Origin of the sequence: Serratia sp. CY27727 (assembly GCF_052169275.1) — a bacterium.
Taxonomy (GTDB): Bacteria; Pseudomonadota; Gammaproteobacteria; order Enterobacterales; family Enterobacteriaceae; genus Serratia; species Serratia sarumanii.
The window spans coordinates 83,890-101,834 of record NZ_JBJNLB010000014.1 but is presented as its reverse complement, the minus strand read 5'-3'; the positions used below and the strand labels follow the sequence as shown (position 1 = coordinate 101,834).

The 17,945-nt window shown below is 61.9% G+C and carries 12 protein-coding genes; 2 read left to right on the top strand and 10 right to left on the bottom strand.

Annotated elements, in window-relative coordinates; translation table 11 throughout:
* Positions 1-30: 30 nt before the first annotated feature.
* Entirely contained in the window at positions 31-7,983 is a 7,953-nt protein-coding gene (locus ACJ8HB_RS23050; RefSeq protein WP_442522806.1) for an amino acid adenylation domain-containing protein, read from the top strand.
* Positions 7,984-8,028: 45 nt separating this feature from the next.
* Here ACJ8HB_RS23050 and ACJ8HB_RS23045 read toward each other — a convergent pair whose 3' ends face one another.
* The 3 genes from ACJ8HB_RS23045 to lpxO all read right to left on the bottom strand — a co-directional run bounded on the left by ACJ8HB_RS23045 (position 8,029) and on the right by lpxO (position 10,966).
* Positions 8,029-8,727: a CTP synthase C-terminal region-related (seleno)protein gene (locus ACJ8HB_RS23045; protein ID WP_223182021.1), complete on the bottom strand. Its 699-nt coding sequence runs from the start codon at positions 8,725-8,727 to the stop codon at positions 8,029-8,031.
* Positions 8,728-8,842: 115 nt separating this feature from the next.
* Positions 8,843-9,763, bottom strand: coding sequence for a kdo(2)-lipid IV(A) palmitoleoyltransferase (gene lpxP, locus ACJ8HB_RS23040; protein ID WP_033648968.1), 921 nt, complete (start codon positions 9,761-9,763; stop codon positions 8,843-8,845).
* 297 nt (positions 9,764-10,060) lie between these two features.
* The gene (gene lpxO, locus ACJ8HB_RS23035; RefSeq protein ID WP_033636182.1) at positions 10,061-10,966 is read right to left on the bottom strand and encodes a lipid A hydroxylase LpxO; all 906 of its coding nucleotides are present in this window, start codon (positions 10,964-10,966) and stop codon (positions 10,061-10,063) included.
* Positions 10,967-11,222: 256 nt separating this feature from the next.
* Between lpxO and ACJ8HB_RS23030 the strand changes: the two genes are divergently transcribed.
* Entirely contained in the window at positions 11,223-11,564 is a 342-nt protein-coding gene (locus tag ACJ8HB_RS23030) for a hypothetical protein (RefSeq protein ID WP_004936850.1), read from the top strand.
* Positions 11,565-11,692: 128 nt separating this feature from the next.
* On the opposite strand, the gene fis is transcribed toward ACJ8HB_RS23030, so the two are convergent.
* From fis to accB, 7 genes are all read right to left on the bottom strand, one after another.
* Positions 11,693-11,989, bottom strand: a complete 297-nt coding sequence (fis, locus tag ACJ8HB_RS23025) for a DNA-binding transcriptional regulator Fis (RefSeq protein WP_000462905.1) — start codon at positions 11,987-11,989, stop codon at positions 11,693-11,695.
* The gene (dusB, locus tag ACJ8HB_RS23020) at positions 11,971-12,975 is read right to left on the bottom strand and encodes a tRNA dihydrouridine synthase DusB (protein ID WP_047571722.1); all 1,005 of its coding nucleotides are present in this window, start codon (positions 12,973-12,975) and stop codon (positions 11,971-11,973) included. The genes fis and dusB overlap by 19 nt, the downstream gene beginning before the upstream one ends.
* Positions 12,976-13,368: 393 nt before the next feature.
* The gene (prmA, locus tag ACJ8HB_RS23015) at positions 13,369-14,250 is read right to left on the bottom strand and encodes a 50S ribosomal protein L11 methyltransferase (RefSeq protein WP_033636181.1); all 882 of its coding nucleotides are present in this window, start codon (positions 14,248-14,250) and stop codon (positions 13,369-13,371) included.
* 11 nt (positions 14,251-14,261) lie between these two features.
* Positions 14,262-15,707, bottom strand: a complete 1,446-nt coding sequence (panF, locus tag ACJ8HB_RS23010; protein ID WP_033636180.1) for a sodium/pantothenate symporter — start codon at positions 15,705-15,707, stop codon at positions 14,262-14,264.
* The gene (locus ACJ8HB_RS23005) at positions 15,697-15,939 is read right to left on the bottom strand and encodes a YhdT family protein (protein WP_033636179.1); all 243 of its coding nucleotides are present in this window, start codon (positions 15,937-15,939) and stop codon (positions 15,697-15,699) included. Before ACJ8HB_RS23005 ends, panF begins: the two co-directional genes overlap by 11 nt.
* Positions 15,940-16,090: 151 nt before the next feature.
* The gene (gene accC / locus ACJ8HB_RS23000; RefSeq protein ID WP_004936886.1) at positions 16,091-17,440 is read right to left on the bottom strand and encodes an acetyl-CoA carboxylase biotin carboxylase subunit; all 1,350 of its coding nucleotides are present in this window, start codon (positions 17,438-17,440) and stop codon (positions 16,091-16,093) included.
* A 12-nt stretch (positions 17,441-17,452) separates the two neighbouring features.
* A complete protein-coding gene (gene accB / locus ACJ8HB_RS22995) occupies positions 17,453-17,920 on the bottom strand; it encodes an acetyl-CoA carboxylase biotin carboxyl carrier protein (RefSeq protein WP_033636178.1) in 468 nt (155 codons plus the stop codon).
* Between the last annotated feature and the right edge of the window lie 25 nt (positions 17,921-17,945).

Here is a 17,945-nt window from a genome sequence, read left to right as displayed (position 1 = left end):
ATCTACCTGCTGGACGAGCGCGGGCAGCCGGTGCCGCTGGGGGCGGTGGGCGAGCTGTATATCGGCGGGGTGCAGGTGGCGCGGGGCTACCTGAACCGGCCTGAACTGACGGCGGAGCGTTTCCTTGCCGATCCGTTCGCGCCGGGCGGGCGGATGTACCGCACCGGCGACGTGGCGCGTTATCTGGCGAACGGCGACATCGAGTACCTGGGGCGCAACGATCAGCAGGTAAAAATCCGCGGCTTCCGCATCGAATGCGGCGAGATAGAGGCGGTGCTGGCGACGCACCCGGCGGTGCGCGAAGCGGTGGTGGATGCACGGGCGGTGGGCGACGACAAACGGCTGGTGGCGTGGGTGGTGCCGGCCGCGGACGTGGCGGAAGAAGCGCTGGCGGGCGCGCTGCGGCAGCATGTGAGCGCGGCGCTGCCGGACTATATGGTGCCGTCGGCCTGGGTGGTGGTGGTGGCGTTGCCGCTGTCGCCGAACGGCAAACTGGATCGGCGAGCGTTGCCGGAGCCGCAGGGGGCGCAGAGCCAGGCAGCGTACGAAGCGCCGCAGGGTGAACACGAAACGCTGCTGGCGGCGATCTGGCGCGAGCTGCTGAACGTGGAGCGGGTCGGGCGCCACGATAACTTCTTCGAGCTGGGGGGCCACTCGCTGCTGGCGGTGCGTCTGACCAACCGTCTGCAGCAGATGGAATGGCAGCTGCCGTTGCAGGTCCTGTTCGCCAACCCGACGCTGCTGGCATTGGCGCAGCAACTGCGGAGAACCGATGAGGCGCTGCCGCCGATCGAGGCTATGCCACGCGGCGCCGCGTTGCCGCTGTCGTTTGCTCAGCAGCGTTTGTGGTTCCTGACGCAGTTGGAAGGCCTGAGTGAAACTTACCATATTCCCCTGGCGCTGAGCCTGCGCGGCGAGCTGGCTCTGCCCGCCTGGCGGCAGAGCCTGGATGTGCTCTATGCCCGCCACGAAGCGTTGCGCAGCCGGTTTGTCACCGTCGAGGGGCAGCCGCAGGCGCACATTCTGCCGGCAGACGCGCTGCCGTTGACGGTTCACGATCTGCGTGGGCGGCAGGATGCTCAGAGCCAGGCGCGGCAACTGGCGCAGCGCCTGACGGAGGCGCCTTTTGATTTGACGCAGGGGCTGCTGGTGCGCGCCGCGCTGATCCGCCTGGCGGATGAGGAGCATCTGTTCCTGCTCACCTGTCATCACATCATTTCCGACGGTTGGTCGACCGGCATTCTGCTGCGTGAACTGGGGGCGTTGTACGGCGCTTTGCGTCGCGGCGATGCCGATCCGCTGCCGCCGCTGACGCTGCAATACGCGGATTACGCCGCCTGGCAGCGTCGCTATCTGACGCCGGAGCGGCTGGCGGCGCAGGCGCAATACTGGCGCGAAACGCTGAGCGATGCGCCGGCGCTGCTGACGCTGCCGACCGACCGGCCGCGTCCGACGGTGCAGTCTTTCAGCGGCGGGGAGGTGCCGATCGCGATCGACGCCGAGCTGACGCAGGCGCTGCGGCAGTTCAGCCGGCAGCATGGCGGCACGCTGTTCATGACGGTGCTGGCGGCCTGGAGCCTGGTGCTGGCGCGCATGGCCGGGCAGCAGGAGCTGGTGATCGGCACGCCGGAGGCCAACCGTGGCCGGCTGGAAACCGAATCGCTGGTCGGCTTCTTCGTCAGCACGCTGGCGCTGCGCATCGATCTTCGCGACGATCCGGATCTGCCGACGCTGATCGCGCGGATCCGCCACGCGGTGCTGGCGGCACGGGAAAATCGCGATCTGCCGTTCGAGCAGGTGGTGGAGCTGGTCAATCCGCCGCGCCACCTGGGTTATACCCCGCTGTTCCAGGTGATGTTGGCCTGGCAGGACGGCTCGGTGCGCGATATCTCGCTGCCTGGGCTGCAGGCCGAGAGTGCCGAGTTGGGCTATCAGATCGCCAAGTATGATTTGACGCTCGATTTGGCGGAGCGCGACGAGCAAATCAGCGGGACGCTGAACTTCGCCACGGCGCTGTTCGACCGCGCTACCGCCGAGCGTTACGGCGTTTACCTGGTGCAGGTGCTGCGGGCGATGGCGACAAATGCTACGCAGCCTGCGTCGCATCTCGATCTGCTGCCGGTTGCCGAGCGTGAACTGTTGTTGTACGGCTGGAACCGAACCGCGGAAGTTTATCCGGCGCAGAGCAGTGCCCACGTCCTGTTTGAACAGTGGGCGCAGCGCACGCCGGACGCCGTTGCGGTGGTGAACGATCGGGACAGCCTGAGCTACGCCCAATTGAACGCCCACGCCAACCAACTGGCGCACCAACTCATCGCGCAGGGCGTGCGCCCGGGCGATCGCGTGGCCACGTCGCTTGAACGCAGCGTTTCTCTGGTCATCGCCCAGCTGGCGATCCTCAAGGCGGGAGCCGCTTATGTGCCGCTCGATCCGCACCTGCCCGTTGCGCGGCAGGCGTGGATCATCGGCGACAGCGGGGCGTTGTTGATCCTGTGCGATCGCGATATCGACCGCGAGATAGCCGGCGAGATCGCCTGCCTACGTATCGATCGGCTGCGGCAGAATCCGACCCACGATCCGGCTGTGGCTCGCGCCGGCGACGCGCCGGCCTATATCATGTATACCTCGGGCTCGACCGGTACGCCTAAAGGCGTCATGGTGACGCACCAAGGCATCCTCCGGCTGGCGATCAACAATCGTTTTGCGTCGTTTGAACGCGGCGATCGCTTCGCTTTCGCCGCCAATCCGGCGTTTGACGCCAGCACGCTGGAAATGTGGGGAGCCCTGTTGAATGGCGCCAGTCTGGCGATCATTGCGCCGGAAGTGTTGACGGAAGCCGAGGCGTTGGCGGCGGCGCTGGTGCGGCAAGGGATTAACGTCTTGTTCCTGACCACCTCGTTGTTTAACCAATATGCCCATAGCATCGCCGCGACGCTGGCGCAGTTGAAATATCTGCTGAGCGGCGGTGAAGCGGCGGATCCGCACGCCTTTGCCCGCATGCTGAAAGAGGCTGGGCCGGTACGGCTGATCAACGCTTATGGGCCGACCGAATGTACGGTGTTCGCCACGACGGCCACGATCGAGCGAGTGGATCCATGGCAGCGTTTGCCTATCGGGCGGCCGATCGGCAATACCCGGATTTATCTGCTGGATGAGCACGGGCAACCGGTGCCGCTCGGCGCGACCGGCGAGATCTACATCGCCGGCCCCGGGGTGGCGCTGGGTTATCTCAACCGCGCAGAGTTAACGGCAGAGCGATTCCTGGCGGATCCGTTTAACCCAGGCGAGCGGATGTATCGCACCGGCGATCTGGCGCGCTATCTGGCGGACGGCAATATCGACTACCTGGGACGCAACGATCGGCAGGTGAAAATTCGCGGCTTCCGCATCGAATGCGGTGAGATCGAGGCGCGAGTGGCCGGTCATCCGGCGGTGCGCGAAGCGGTGGTGGATGTCCTCGGCGAAGTGGACAATAAGCGACTGGTAGCCTGGGTGGTGCCGGAGGCTGACGCGGATCGCCAGACGTTGGCGGTGACGCTGCGACAGTATCTGGCGGGGATGTTGCCGGAGTTTATGCTGCCGGCGGCCTGGGTGGCGCTGGATACGCTACCGCTGACGCCGAACGGCAAACTGGATCGGCGCGCGCTGCCTGAGCCGCAGGAGGACGCCTACGTGCGTGAGGTTTACGCCGAACCTGAAGGCGAACTGGAAACGCTGCTGGCGGGGATCTGGCGCGAGCTGCTGGGCATTGAGCGGGTCGGGCGCCACGATAACTTCTTCGAATTGGGCGGCCACTCGCTGCTGGCGGTGAAGTTGATGGCGCAGCTGCGCCGTGTCGGGCTGAGCGCCGGGGTGCAAACGCTGTTCACCGCGCCGACGCTGTCAACGCTGGCGCAGACGTTGGTCACGCAGCAGGAAGTGAGCGTGCCGGCCAACGGTATCCTGCCGGGCTGCGTAGCCATTACGCCGGAGATGTTGCCGCTGGCGACGCTGAGCCAGCCGGAAATCGACGCGGTGGTGGCGCAGGTGCCGGGCGGTGTGGCCAACGTACAGGACATCTACGCCTTGTCGCCGCTGCAGGAGGGGATTTTGTTCCACCATCTGCTGGCGGAACGAGGCGACCCGTACCAGCTGTCTGCGGTGCTGCGTTTCGACAGCCGTGCGCGCCTGGACGCCTGGCTGGCGGCGATGCAGCAGGTGATCGATCGCCATGACATTCTGCGCACCGCGTTCATCACGCAGGGCGTGTCATCGCCGGTGCAGGTGGTGTGGCGCAAGGCCGAGTTGTCGCTGCGAGAACTGCGGCTCAATCCGGCAGAGGGCGAGATCGGTTCGCGGCTGACGGCGTTGTTTGATCCGCGCCGCGTGCGGCCTGATCTGACGCGCGCACCGTTGCTGAGCTTTGTCGCCGCACAGGGGGAAGAAGGCAGTTGGTGCGTGCTCCAGCAATGGCATCACCTGATCGGCGACCACTCGACCCTGGCGGTGATGCAGGAGGAGATCAACCTGATCCTGGCCGGGCGCGGGGACGAACTGGCCAAGGCACCGCCGTTCCGCAACGCGGTGGCGCAGGCAAGGCTCGGCGTCAGCAAGGCCGAACACGAACGGTTCTTCCGCACTATGCTGGCGGATATCGATGAACCGTCGCTGCCGTTCGGCCTGAGCGACGTGCATGGCGAAGGGCGGGATATCTCGACGGCGCACCTGGCTTTACCGCATGCGCTCAACCAACAGCTGCGGCGGCAGGCGCGGCGGCTGGGCGTCAGCCTGGCCAGCCTGTGCCACCTGGCCTGGGCGCAGGTGTTGGCGCGCGCTACCGGCCGCGATGAGGTGGTATTCGGCACCGTATTGTTGGGCCGCATGCAGGCCGGAGACGGGGCGGAACGGGCGCTCGGATTGTTTATCAATACGTTGCCGCTGCGGCTGGATGTCAACGAGGTCGGCGCGGAATCGGCGGTGTTGCAGGCGCACATCCGGCTGAGCGGGCTGCTGGCCCATGAGCATGCGCCGCTGGCGTTGGCGCAGCGCTGCAGCGGCGTCGCCGCGGGCACGCCGCTGTTCAGTGCCCTGCTGAACTACCGGCATAACAGCGGCGAGGACACCGCATTGCCGACCGGCGTAACGCTGCTCGATAGCCAGGAACGCACCAACTATCCGTTCGTGCTGTCGGTCGAGGACGGCGGTGATTCGCTGGGCCTGACGGCGCAGGTCAGGCAGCCGATTGAAGCGCAGCGCGTGTGTGGCTATATGGCGCAGGCGTTGAGCGCATTGGCGCAGGCATTGGAGCAGGCGCCTCAGACACCGGTCTGTGAACTGGAGGTGATGCCGGATGAAGAGTATGCGTTGCAGCTGTGCCGCTGGAATCATACGGCGGAAGCTTACCCGGCGGATACCTGCGTGCACGAACTGTTTGAACAGCAGGCGCGGCTGACGCCGCAGGCCATCGCTTTGATCCAGGATGCGCAACGGCTCAGCTACGCACAGTTGAATGCGCGCGCCAACCGGTTGGCGCATCGGCTGATTGAGCGCGGCGTACAACCGGGCGACCGGGTCGCGGTGCGGCTGGCGCGCAGCATCGAACTGGTCTGCGCCCAATTGGCGGTAATCAAGGCCGGGGCGGCGTATGTGCCCATCGATCCGCAACTGCCGGCCGCGCGTCAGGCGTGGATCGCCGATGACAGCGGCGCCTGCCTGATGCTGACGGACGCCATCGGCGACGAGGAGATCCCGCAGCTGACGGTCGAGGATCGCGAAGCTGAAGATCATAACGGTAACCCGGCGTTGCGCGTGTCGAGCGGCGCGACGGCCTACATCATGTATACCTCCGGCTCGACCGGTACGCCGAAAGGCGTCATGACGCCGCACCAGGGTATCACGCGTCTGGTGCGCAACAACCGCTACGCCGCCTTTGACGCCGACGACCGCATCGCCTTTGCCGCCAATCCGGCATTTGATGCCAGCACGATGGAGGTTTGGGCCGCCCTGTTGAATGGCGGTGCGCTGGTGGTGATCGCGCCGGAGGTGATGATGGAGGCCGAGCGTCTGGCGGCCGAACTGCAACGCCATCGCATCACCACGCTGTTCTTGACCACTGCGCTGTTCAATCAGTATGTGCACAGCATCAGTGGCGCACTGGCGCAGTTGAAATATCTGATTAGCGGAGGGGAGAAAGAGGATCCGGGCGCTTATGCGCGGTTGTTGCAAGAGCGGGGGCCGGTGCACCTGATCCATGCCTATGGGCCGACGGAGACCACCACCTTTGCGACAACGGCACGTATCGAGCGGGCTGAAGGGGAGGCGCGCTTGCCGATTGGGAAACCGATCGGCAATACCCGCGCTTACTTGCTGGACGCCCGCGGGCGCCCGGTGCCGATGGGGGCGGTGGGGGAATTGCATATCGGCGGCGTGGGGGTGGCGTTGGGCTACCTGAACCGACCGGAACTGACGGCACAGCGCTTCCTGAGCGATCCGTTCAATCCGGTCGGCGGCGGCCGCATGTATCGCACCGGCGATCTGGCGCGTTATTTACCGGACGGCAGTCTTGAATACCAGGGGCGATGCGATCAGCAGATCAAGCTGCGCGGGTTCCGCATCGAACCGGGCGAGATTGAGGTGCAGCTGGCGGCGAGCCCGTGGGTGCGGGAAGCGGTGGTGCAGGTCTGTTCGACGGAACATCATCCGCGCCTGGTCGCCTGGATCGTACCGACGGCCGACGTTGACCGCAGCGCGTTGCAGGGACAGCTACGGGCCTATCTGAGCGAACGTTTGCCGGAGTACATGGTGCCGTCGGCTTATGTCTGGCTGGATGCGCTGCCGTTGACCGCCAACGGCAAGCTGGATCGGCGCGCCTTGCCGGAGCCGGAGCGCGCGGCAGTCGGCACTCGGGAGTATGCGGCGCCTCAGGGGGAGACCGAAACGACGCTGGCGCGGGTATGGTGTGAGCTGCTCGAGATTGGCCAGATAGGGCGCCACGACAATTTCTTCGAGCTCGGTGGCCATTCGCTGCTGGCGGTACGTCTTTCCAGCCAGCTGCGTCAGCAAGGCATCACCTTGCCGGTACAGGCGATCTTCAACCATCCGATATTGGCCGAGCTGGCCGAGCGGATAGATCGTCGCACCGCAGAGGCTCCGCTGCGCAAAGCGGTGCCGGCTCGCAGCAGCGGCAGCCGGCCGCCGCTGTTCTTCGTTCCGACCGGCTTTGGCGACCACTCCTACGTGTTTGAATTGGCCAAGGAGATCGACGAGACCTTCCCGGTCTACGCCGTGCCGTGGCCGGCGGTGGAGGAGAAGCCGGCCACCATGTCCGATATGGCCGCCAGCGCCGTGGCGTTGATTCGCGAGGTGCAGCCGCAGGGGCCATACCATCTGGCGGGGTACTCTTCCGGCGGGGTGTTGGCCTATGCCATCGCCGAGCAGCTGCAATCGGCCGGGGAAGCGGTCGCCTTCCTGGGGTTGATCGACACGTTGCGGCCGGTGGAGGCGATGCACAGCCCGGTCCAGCTGTTGCTGAACTGGGTGGAGTCAACGCAGGAAAGGCCGGATCCGCAGTTCTGTCAGCAGTTGGCCGAGCTGCCGTTGCCTGAGGCGATCGCGGCCGTGCAACGCGCCGGGATCAAGACTCAGCGTGAGGAAGTGGCCGACGAGGCGGCGCTCTGGCAGCAGCGGCACCACTACGCCAAACTGGTGGAAGCGACCCTGGTGCAGCCCGCATCGCTGAAAATCCATCTGTTCAAGGCGAAGCAGGAGCAGGTTTCCGTCAATTCGCAGAACGCACAGTTCCAGGCGTATTGGCAGAGGATCAAGCAGGCGGGATATTGCCGCGAAGACGCTTCCGCGTTGGGATGGGATAAGCTGTTGCCGCCGGCGACCGTCCGCGTCAGCCAGGTCAACGGCGACCATGTGTCGATGATGGAGCATCCGGTTCATCGGCGTGAGCTGGGGCAACACTTCAATCTGGCGTTGCGCGAGCTCGGACAGGCGTAAGCCGGCGGGATGTATCCGAGAAAGCCCTCGCAAGAGGGCTTTTTTTTACCCGTTGGCGGCGGTTTTGACGAGTTCCACCACCAGCGGCGAAAGCTCGCCGCGCAGCGCGGCGCGTTCTGACTGGAACAGCGTGGCGACGTAAAAACGCCGGCCCGGCAGTTCGATGGCGCGCACGTCGCCTTCGGTGTCGTGGCCGCTGACGATCAGCGGGAAGCGCTCAAGATCGGCGACGAATTCCGGATTTACGCCGAAGTTGCAGTGGTAGCCTTCATGGGTGTTCAGGCTGCCGTAGGCCTGCGCGACGCGGGTGTCAGGCTGAAAAACGATGTCGCCGGTTTTTTCCACCAGCGAGCAGCTCAGCGGGGCGATCACCAATCGGCCGCCGCTGTCGGTTTCCGCATGGCCGGCGTCGTGCCAGCCCATCACGTTGCGGGCGTACTCGACGATGGCGTATTGAAAACCGCCGCAGGAGCCGAGGAACGGCACGTCGTTTTCCCGCGCATGGCGGATCGCCATAAAGGCGCCGTCGTCGTAACGATACGGGCTACCCGGCACCACCCAGATGGCGTCGAAATTTTGCAGGACGTCGGGGGAGGTCAGGGTTTCTGTCGGTAGCCATTGGGGCTGCACGTCGATGTCGAGATGGGCGGCGGTGAGCTGGAGCGCCACGGGGATGGCCTGATGGGCCACGGCTTGCGGGTTGTAATCACCGACCAGAGCAATGCGAACTTGAGCTTTCATCATTTCCTTTCCTGTACGGGTAAAAAAGGAGATTACAGGAAAGTAGAGTGTCGAGCCGCCGCTTTTTAAACGTGGCGCACAAAAAAGCCCGGCGTTGGCCGGGCTGGAAAAAAGAGGGTCAGTACAGCGAGGGCGCGCCGGCCGGTCGGGTTTTGAAGCGGCGGTGCAGCCACATGTATTGCTCCGGCGCCCGCATGATCTCTTTCTCGATCACTTTGTTCATGTAAGCCGCCGCCGCCTGTTCGTCGCTGAGCGGGTAGTCTTCCAGGGCCGGTTGAATCAGCAGGTCGTAGCCGCGGCCGCCTTCGCGGCGGATCAGCACCACCGGCACCAATGCCGGGTTGGCCATGCGTGCCAGCATGAAGGTGCCGCTGGTGGTGGCGGCCTGATCGACGGCGAACAGCGGCGCGAATACGCTGCCGCGCGGGCCGTAGTCCTGATCCGGTGCGAACCATACCGCCTCGCCGCGCTTGAGCGCGTGCACCATGCCGCGCAGATCCTTGCGATCGATCATCGCCTTGTTGGAGCGCATGCGGCCCTTGGTCTGCGCCCACTCCATCGCCTTGTTGTTGTGCGGGCGGTACATCGCCATCATCGGCTGGCACAGGCCCATCGCCCGGCCGCCCAGCTCCAGCGACATAAAGTGCACGCCGATCACCAGCACGCCGCGATCGTCGCGCTGCGCCATTTTGAGGTGGTTGATGCCGGAGACGTTGAACCAGCGCTTGACGCGTTTATCCGACCAGAACCAGGCCATGCCGGTTTCCAGCAGGCCCATGCCGAGCGATTCGAAGTTGCCCACTACTTTACGTTCGCGCTGCGCTTCGTCCATCTCGGGGAAGCACAGTTCGAGGTTGCGGCGGGTAATGGTGACGCGACGCTTAAGAAAACGCATCGAAGTGCGCCCCATCCACACCCCCAGCCGATTGAGCAACGGGTAAGGGAGCTGTACCAGCAGGAACAGCAGGGCCAGGCCGAACCAGGTCAGCCAGTAGCGCGGGTGCAGCAAGGAAAGTTGAAATCTCTTTTGGCGTTTCATAGCAGCTCGTTTATGCGTTAGGGGGTAGCAACCTGTAACGCATAAAGGATCCACTCGATAGCGATACGAATACTCAGACACCCAAGTACGGCCAGGGTTTAGTCGGAATTCCATAATTGACTAAACATTTACATTCGAAGGGCGGTTTGCGCTGCTATCAGGCTTCGGAGGGATAGCTGTTGGCCAGCGGAGGCGGCTCTAGGAACGTGTATGTTAACACAGGGTACGGGGTACAGAGGAAGAGGGGCATGCGAATATTCTCATTCGCGTTGCCCCTGAGTTGAAGATTGGCTCGTTTTATAGGCTGGGAATGATAATCGCGGCGAAAATCGCAGCGATCACCAGCCATTTCAGCAGGTAGTAACCGCGGCGGTTGCGCGCCTTCAGGCGCTGGCCGGCATCGCGCACCGCGTTGACGTATTTGAAGATGCGGTTGATGCCGCCGGTGCGGTCCTGATCGTCGTTTGGCGAGCTGGCCGCCGACATCAGCGTGGCGCCGACCCAGTGGTTGACCGCCTGCGCCCAGCGCCATTTCATCGGCCGCTCGACGTCGCAAAACAGAATGATGCGCGTCTGATCGGTGGCGTTCTGCGCCCAGTGCACGTAGGTTTCGTCGAAGATCACCGCCTCGCCGTCGCGCCAACTGTGCTGCTCGCCGTCCACCTCGATGAAGCAGCGATCGTCGTTGGGCGTCATCAACCCCAGGTGATAGCGCACCGAGCCGGCGTAAGGATCGCGGTGTTTACCCAAATGGCTGCCGGGCGGCAGCTCGGCGAACATCGCGGCCTTGACCGACGGGATGCGGTTGAGCAGCTCGACGGTTTTTGGGCACAGCGTCTGCGCCGAAGGGTGGCTGTCGCTGTACCACTTCAGATAGAAACGTTTCCAGCCGCGTTTGAAGAAGGTGTTGAACCCCGCATCGTTGTGCGACTGCGCCTTTTTGATGTGATGCTGCAAGCGCACCGCTTCCTCGCGGATCACCTGCCAGTTGTCGGTCAGCGTCTGCAGCTCCGGGAAACCTTTTTCGTCGAAATAGGGCTGCCTGGCGGGCAAACGGGAGAAACCGGTCATAAACATATTGATCGGCCCCATAAAGGTGGAGTGATCGAACAGTTGGCGGGTAAGCTTTTGTTTCTCCTTGCCGCGGGAGTGTGCGTAAAGGAAGCTGACGATAAAAACGCCTATGATGATGACGGCAACCATAGAATCCATCCCTGTCATTACTGATTATTACGAGGTAAAAACGTAAAAATTATAGTTTTGTGACAGATAAAATTTAACTTTTTCGTGCCATTTCGCCGTTGTTGAACTTTGATGGCATGAAAAGTTAATAAATATGTGGGTGTTGATATTTTATGTTGGTATTTTTGGTTTTCGTACTATTCTTAGGTTTCTTTAACGGGATTGTGTGCCATCTTATTTCATGACGAATGGCACGTATCTGAGAAAAGAGGGACTTATGAAGAAATCAATCATTGCCTTGTCTGCACTGCTGCTCGCTTCCCCGGTGTTCGCCGCTGAGACCGCGACCGACACCGCTGCTCACGCCAGCAACGAGGTCGTTGCCGAAGCGCACAAAGGAGCGGATACCGCCAAAGAAAAGCTGCACCAGTCTCAGGACAAGGGTGAAGAGCTGAAGCTGAAAGCCAAGCACGCCGCCGAAGGCAAGAGCGACAGCGTCGGCAGCAAAGTGAGCGAAGGCTCGCAAAAGGCCTGGCACTCCACCAAGCAAGGTTCGGAGAAGGCTTGGGACAAGACCAAGCAAGGGGCGGAAAGCCTCAAGAACAAAGTGACCGAATAAGGTCTCCGCTTTGCCACAAGGGCCGCGCTGCGGCCTTTTTTATTGCCCGCAAACCGGGCGCACCCCAAAAGAAAAAGGCGCTTATCAAATGAGATAAAGCGCCTTTTCAACACGTTAACTGACTAGTATCAGTTCATGCCGTATTTTTTCAGCTTCTTGCGCAGCGTGCCGCGGTTGATGCCCATCATCAGGGCTGCGCGGGTCTGGTTGCCACGGGTGTATTGCATCACCATGTCCAACAGTGGCTGTTCAACTTCAGCCAGTACCAGCTCATACAGGTCATTTACGTCTTGACCGTTCAGTTGAGCAAAATAGTTCTTCAGTGCTTGTTTAACCGAGTCACGCAGAGGCTTTTGAGTCACCTGATCTTGTGAGTTAACGGTAGAAACGGTCAGTACGTCAGAATTTACGCGTTGTTCGAACATAGTTCTGTCAGCTCTTTTTTTACGCTAAGATTTTCGAAATATGCCTCCAACGCCTCCAGCTGTTCGCTGGCATCCTCTATGGCGTTGAATGTGCGCCGAAACTGGTCATTCGGAGCGTGTTCCTGGAGATACCAGGACACGTGCTTACGAGCAATCCGGAATCCCTTGCCTTGGCCATAGAAGCCGTGCAATTCCCGAATGTGCCCAATCAACAAGCGCTTCACCTCGCCAAGCGGCAGCGGCGGCAGCAACTCCCCAGTGTCCAGATAATGCTGGATTTCCCGGAAGATCCAGGGTCTCCCCTGAGCAGCGCGGCCTATCATCAGGGCATCGGCCCCGGTGTAGTCGAGCACTGCTCTGGCTTTATGCGGGTCAGTAATATCCCCATTCGCGATAATCGGAATGGAAACACTCTGCTTAACTGCCCGAATGCTGTCGTATTCCGCGTCGCCGTTAAACAGACAGGCGCGGGTTCGGCCGTGAATCGTCAGGGCCTGAATACCACAGTCTTCGGCCAGTTGGGCAATCTCTACACAGTTACGATGCTCTGGCGCCCAGCCGGTGCGAATCTTCAGCGTTACCGGCACATCCACCGCGTCAACCACCGCGTGGAGGATCCGTTTAACCAGATCCGGGTACTGCAACAAGGCGGACCCGGCAAGCTTCCGGTTCACTTTTTTGGCAGGGCATCCCATATTGATGTCGATGATCTGCGCGCCGCTGGTCACGTTGATACGCGCGGCGGCGGCCATATCATCAGGATCGCATCCGGCAATCTGCACGGAGCGGATCCCTGGTTCATCGCTATGCACCATACGCAGACGCGACTTATCCGTCCGCCACACCTCCGGGTTGGAGGAGAGCATTTCGGATACAGCCATCCCAGCACCCATTGCATGACAGAGGGTTCTGAACGGGCGATCTGTAATACCGGCCATCGGGGCCGCAATCAGGCAATTAGTAAGCTGGTGGTGTCCAATGCGCATAGACAAAGAGTGACCATACTGTGTCCGCAAGGGCGCGTATATTACGCATTTTTTCGCCGAGATGAAAGGCCAAACTTTAACCAATTGGCGCGATATTAGGGCAAAAAATGCGCTACGCAGTGATTCATAAAAATATTGTATATATTTTACAATGAGTTGACGAAAAGTGCTTATTTTGTGTGCGGTAAAATATTCGCCTTTGCGCAGGATATTATCTGCATTCACCCGCGTTTTTTGCCGGGATAGCCTGCCTGGAAGGCGCATTGTCAGGGCGATCCGTCGTTGAACGGCGAAAAATTGCATAAAATTTTGTCTCGCCCGCGGGCCGATCGCCAGGCAAAAAAAATCCACCGGCGCAGGGCCGGTGGATGAGGGGGCAATAGACCGTGACGCTTACTTGCGGCGGCCGGTGATGCGGCACCACTCTTCACGCTCGGCGACCGGGTCGAGCGTGAACTTCTCTTCGTAGGCTTGCGCAACGCTGCTGGCCTGGCTGGCCAGCACGCCGGACAGCCCCAGATGGCCGCCGGCCTTCGGCAGGCAACCGATCAGCGGCGCCAGCTCGCGCAGTGGGCCGGCGAGGATGTTGGCGACCACCACGTCCGCCAGCAGGTCCGCCGGCTGGTCTTTCGGCAGATACAGCTCCAGACGCTCTGAAACGCCGTTACGCTGCGCGTTGTCGCGGCTGGCCTGAATGGCCTGGGGATCGATGTCGATGCCGATAGCGCGCGCCGCACCCAGCTTCAGCGCGGCGATCGCCAGGATGCCGGAACCGCAACCGAAGTCGATGACGGTTTTGCCGGCCAGATCGAGGCCGTCCAGCCACTGCAGACACAGCGCCGTGGTCGGGTGGGTGCCGGTGCCGAACGCCAGGCCCGGATCGAGCATCACGTTGACCGCGTCGGGATCCGGCACGTCGCGCCAGCTCGGGCAGATCCACAAACGCTCGCCGAAGCGCATCGGGTGGAAGTTGTCCATCCATTCGCGCTCCCAGTCCTTATCTTCCAGCTGCTCTATCTTGTGGCGGAAACCGGCGCCCAGCAGCGGGTGCTGTTCCAGCATCGCCACCACCTCGGCCATATCGGTTTCCGCGTCGTACAGGCCGATCACGTCGGTATCGCCCCACAGCAGGGTTTCACCCGGCAAAGGTTCGAACACCGGGTTGTCGTGGGTGTCCTGGAAGGTCACCGACACGGCGCCGCTTTCCACCAGCGCGTCGCTCAGGTCTTCCGCCTGGCTGCCGGTGGTGTTCAGTTTGAGTTGGATCCAAGGCATAGCAATTCTCTTCAAGAGGGTAATGATGACGCCGTCCGGCGCTTTTCGCCGACGACGTTACCGAGATAAAACGCCAACAGGCTGAGCAACAGCGAAGGCACGATAGGGTGCAGCCCCGCCGGCTGCAGGTTGAAGCTGGCCAATAGCGTATAGCATACCGCACCCGACACCATTGAGCTAAGCGCTCCCTGAGCATTGGCGCGTTCCCAATACAGGCCCAGCACCAGCGGCCACAGGAACACCGCCTCCAGCCCGCCGAAAGCCAGCAGGTTGAGCCAGATGATCATCTCTGGCGGCCGCCAGGCCGCCAACAGCACCAACAGGCCGAGGATCAGCGTGGTCAGGCTGGAGAAGCGCTTGATCAGCCGCTCGTTGTGGATCTGCTGCGGCCGTACGCCAAGATAGAGATCCTTGATGATGGTGGCGGAGGATTGCAGCAGTTGGGCGTTGATGGTCGACATGATCGCCGCCATCGGCGCCGCCAAGAAAATCCCGGCGGCGTACGGCGGCAGCACGGTGATCATCAGCGTCGGGATCACCTGATCGGGGATCTTGAGATCCGGCAACACCGCGCGGCCGAGCGCGCCGGCCAGGTGCATGCCGAACATCAGCACCGCCACCACCACGGTGCCGAGCAGAATGCCGCGGTGAACCGCCTTGCTGTCCTTGTAGGAGATACAGCGCACGGCGGTGTGCGGCAGGCCGATCACCCCGAAGCACACCAGGATCCAGAACGACGCCATAAACGGCAGGCTGAGGATCTGATCGCCGCCCTGCGGCGACACCAGCGCCGGATCGATCTGCTGCAGTTTGCTGACTGCGCTGTCCAGTCCGCCGGCGGCATGGATCACCGCCACCAGCAGCAGCACGGTGCCGAGCAGCATCACCAGCCCCTGCATGGCGTCGTTCAGCACACTGGCGCGGAAGCCGCCGAAGGCGGTGTACAGCGCGATGCTGATGCCGAAGATCAGCAGGCCGGTGTCGTAAGGAATGCCGGCGGCGGTTTCCAGCAGGCGTGCGCCGCCGATAAACTGCACCGTCATGGCGCCGAGGAACGCCACCAGCAGGCTGAGGCTGGCCAGCCACACCAGCAGGCGGCTTTGGTAGCGGCCATACAGCATGTCATTGAGGGTGATAGCGTTATAGCGGCGCGCCAGGATGGCGAATTTCTTGCCCAGCACGCCGAGCGACAGCCACACCGCCGGCAGCTGGATCATCGCCAGCAGCACCCAGCCCAGGCCATATTTGTAGGCGGCGCCGGGGCCGCCGATAAACGAACTGGCGCTGATGTAGGTGGCGGTCAGGGTCATTGCCAGCACAAAGCCGCCCATCGAGCGGTTGCCGAGGAAATATTCGCTGAGGAAATTTCCATTCTGACGGCGGCGATAGGCGTATACCGACAGGCCGAATACCAGCAGCAGGTAGGCGACCAGCGGCAGGATCACTTCAGTTTGCATCGCTGTCCTCCAGCGAAATGTCGCGGAACACCGTGCGCACCATCAGCCAGCACAGGCCGATGAACAGCAGCGGCACCAGTAGGCAGGCCATTTCGAACCAGTGCGGCAGGCCGGTGACGCCGACGGCGCTGTCCGGCAGATAGGCCGCCAGCCCCCAGGCCAGCAGGTAGAGCAGCGTCAGTCCCAGCGCCCAGCGCGCTTCGCGGTGCGCCTGAATAAAGCGTTTGTCCATCCGTGTCTCCCATAGGTTTACGGTGATGGATTCATCAAAGGTAGGGAATTTTACGGCATGACGGCGTTTTGCCAAGCCGTTACTGGCGGCAACGCCAAAGAAAAAGGCCGGTGATTCACCGGCCTTTCGTCAGACGATGCTGCGTGCTGCCTTAGGTTTCCTGCAGACCCAGCTTCTTCTCCAGATAGTGGATGTTGGTGCCACCGTGCTGGAAGTTTTCGTCGTTCATGATCTTCTGCTGCAGCTCAACGTTGGTTTTGATGCCGTCGATGATCAGTTCAGCCAGGGCGTTTTTCATGCGGGCAATCGCCACGTCACGGTTTTCGCCGAAGGTGATCAGTTTGCCGATCATGGAGTCATAGTACGGCGGTACGGTATAACCGGCGTAGATATGAGATTCCCAACGCACGCCGAAACCGCCTGGCGCGTGGAAGCGGGTGATCTTGCCCGGGCTCGGCAGGAAGGTGTTCGGATCTTCGGCGTTGATGCGGCATTCTACCGCGTGGCCGTGGATCTTCACTTCTTCCTGTTTGATCGACAGCGGCTGACCGGCAGCGATGCGCAGCTGCTCTTTGATCAGATCCACGCCGGTGATCATTTCGGTAACCGGGTGCTCTACCTGAATACGGGTGTTCATTTCGATGAAATAGAACTCGCCGTTTTCATACAGGAACTCGAAGGTGCCCGCGCCGCGGTAGCCGATTTCCACGCAGGCTTTCGAGCAGCGCTCGCCGATGTAACGGCGCATTTCGCTGGTGATGCCCGGCGCCGGCGCTTCTTCGACCACTTTCTGGTGGCGGCGCTGCATGGAGCAGTCGCGCTCGGCCAGATAGATGGCGTTGCCCTGGCCGTCGGCCAATACCTGAATCTCGATGTGGCGCGGATTCTCCAGGTATTTTTCCATGTACACCATGTCGTTGTTGAAAGCCGCTTTGGCTTCCGCTTTCGTCATGTTGATGGACTGCTCAAGGTCTTTGTCGCTGCGCACCACGCGCATGCCGCGACCGCCGCCGCCGCCGGAGGCCTTGATGATCACCGGATAACCGATGCGCTTGGCGAAGGCACGGTTTTTATCCATGTCGTCGGTCAGCGGGCCGTCGGAGCCAGGTACGCACGGCACGCCGGCTTTCTTCATGGCGTTGATCGCGGAAACCTTGTCGCCCATCAGGCGGATGGTCTCGGCTTTCGGGCCGATGAAGATGAAGCCGGAGCGTTCAACCTGCTCGGCGAAGTCGGCGTTCTCGGACAGGAAGCCGTAACCTGGGTGGATCGCCACCGCGCCGGTGATTTCCGCCGCCGAGATGATGGCCGGGATGTTCAGGTAGCTTTTTACCGATGGCGCAGGACCGATGCAGACGGTCTCGTCGGCCAGCAGCACGTGTTTCAGATCGCGGTCGGCCGCGGAGTGAACCGCAACGGTCTTGATGCCCAGTTCTTTACAGGCACGCAGGATGCGAAGCGCGATCTCGCCGCGGTTGGCGATAACAATTTTATCAAGCATGGGGGCGCCTCGTTATTCGATGACGACCAGCGGCTCGTCATATTCGACCGGCTGGCCGTTTTCCACCAGGATGGCTTTCACGACGCCGGACTTGTCCGCTTCGATCTGGTTCATCATTTTCATGGCTTCAACGATGCACAGGGTATCGCCGGCGTTCACTTTCTGGCCCACTTCAACGAAGGCTTTCGCGTCCGGGCTTGGGGTGCGGTAGAAGGTGCCTACCATTGGGGAACGAACGACGTGGCCACTCACGGCCGCCGGTGCTGCAGGGGTTTCTGCCGCAGGAGCGGTGGCAACGGCGTTAGCCAGGGCTGGCTGCTGCTGTGCCGGCATCGCGTAGGCCTGCTGCATGACGGGATAAGCCTGCGCCGGTGCGGCACGGCTGATGCGAACCGATTCTTCGCCTTCAGAGATTTCCAGTTCAGAAATGCCTGATTCTTCAACCAGTTCGATCAGTTTCTTGATTTTACGAATATCCATGAGTGTGATTCCGTACTCTTTTTGT

Coding starts and splice junctions, on each gene's coding strand:
- ACJ8HB_RS23045 (WP_223182021.1), bottom strand. CDS start 8,727: ATGATGAAAGCTCAAGTTCGCATTGCTCTGGTCGGTGATTACAACCCG.
- lpxP (WP_033648968.1), bottom strand. CDS start 9,763: ATGAAACGCCAAAAGAGATTTCAACTTTCCTTGCTGCACCCGCGCTAC.
- lpxO (WP_033636182.1), bottom strand. CDS start 10,966: ATGGTTGCCGTCATCATCATAGGCGTTTTTATCGTCAGCTTCCTTTAC.
- ACJ8HB_RS23030 (WP_004936850.1), top strand. CDS start 11,223: ATGAAGAAATCAATCATTGCCTTGTCTGCACTGCTGCTCGCTTCCCCG.
- fis (WP_000462905.1), bottom strand. CDS start 11,989: ATGTTCGAACAACGCGTAAATTCTGACGTACTGACCGTTTCTACCGTT.
- dusB (WP_047571722.1), bottom strand. CDS start 12,975: ATGCGCATTGGACACCACCAGCTTACTAATTGCCTGATTGCGGCCCCG.
- prmA (WP_033636181.1), bottom strand. CDS start 14,250: ATGCCTTGGATCCAACTCAAACTGAACACCACCGGCAGCCAGGCGGAA.
- panF (WP_033636180.1), bottom strand. CDS start 15,707: ATGCAAACTGAAGTGATCCTGCCGCTGGTCGCCTACCTGCTGCTGGTA.
- ACJ8HB_RS23005 (WP_033636179.1), bottom strand. CDS start 15,939: ATGGACAAACGCTTTATTCAGGCGCACCGCGAAGCGCGCTGGGCGCTG.
- accC (WP_004936886.1), bottom strand. CDS start 17,440: ATGCTTGATAAAATTGTTATCGCCAACCGCGGCGAGATCGCGCTTCGC.
- accB (WP_033636178.1), bottom strand. CDS start 17,920: ATGGATATTCGTAAAATCAAGAAACTGATCGAACTGGTTGAAGAATCA.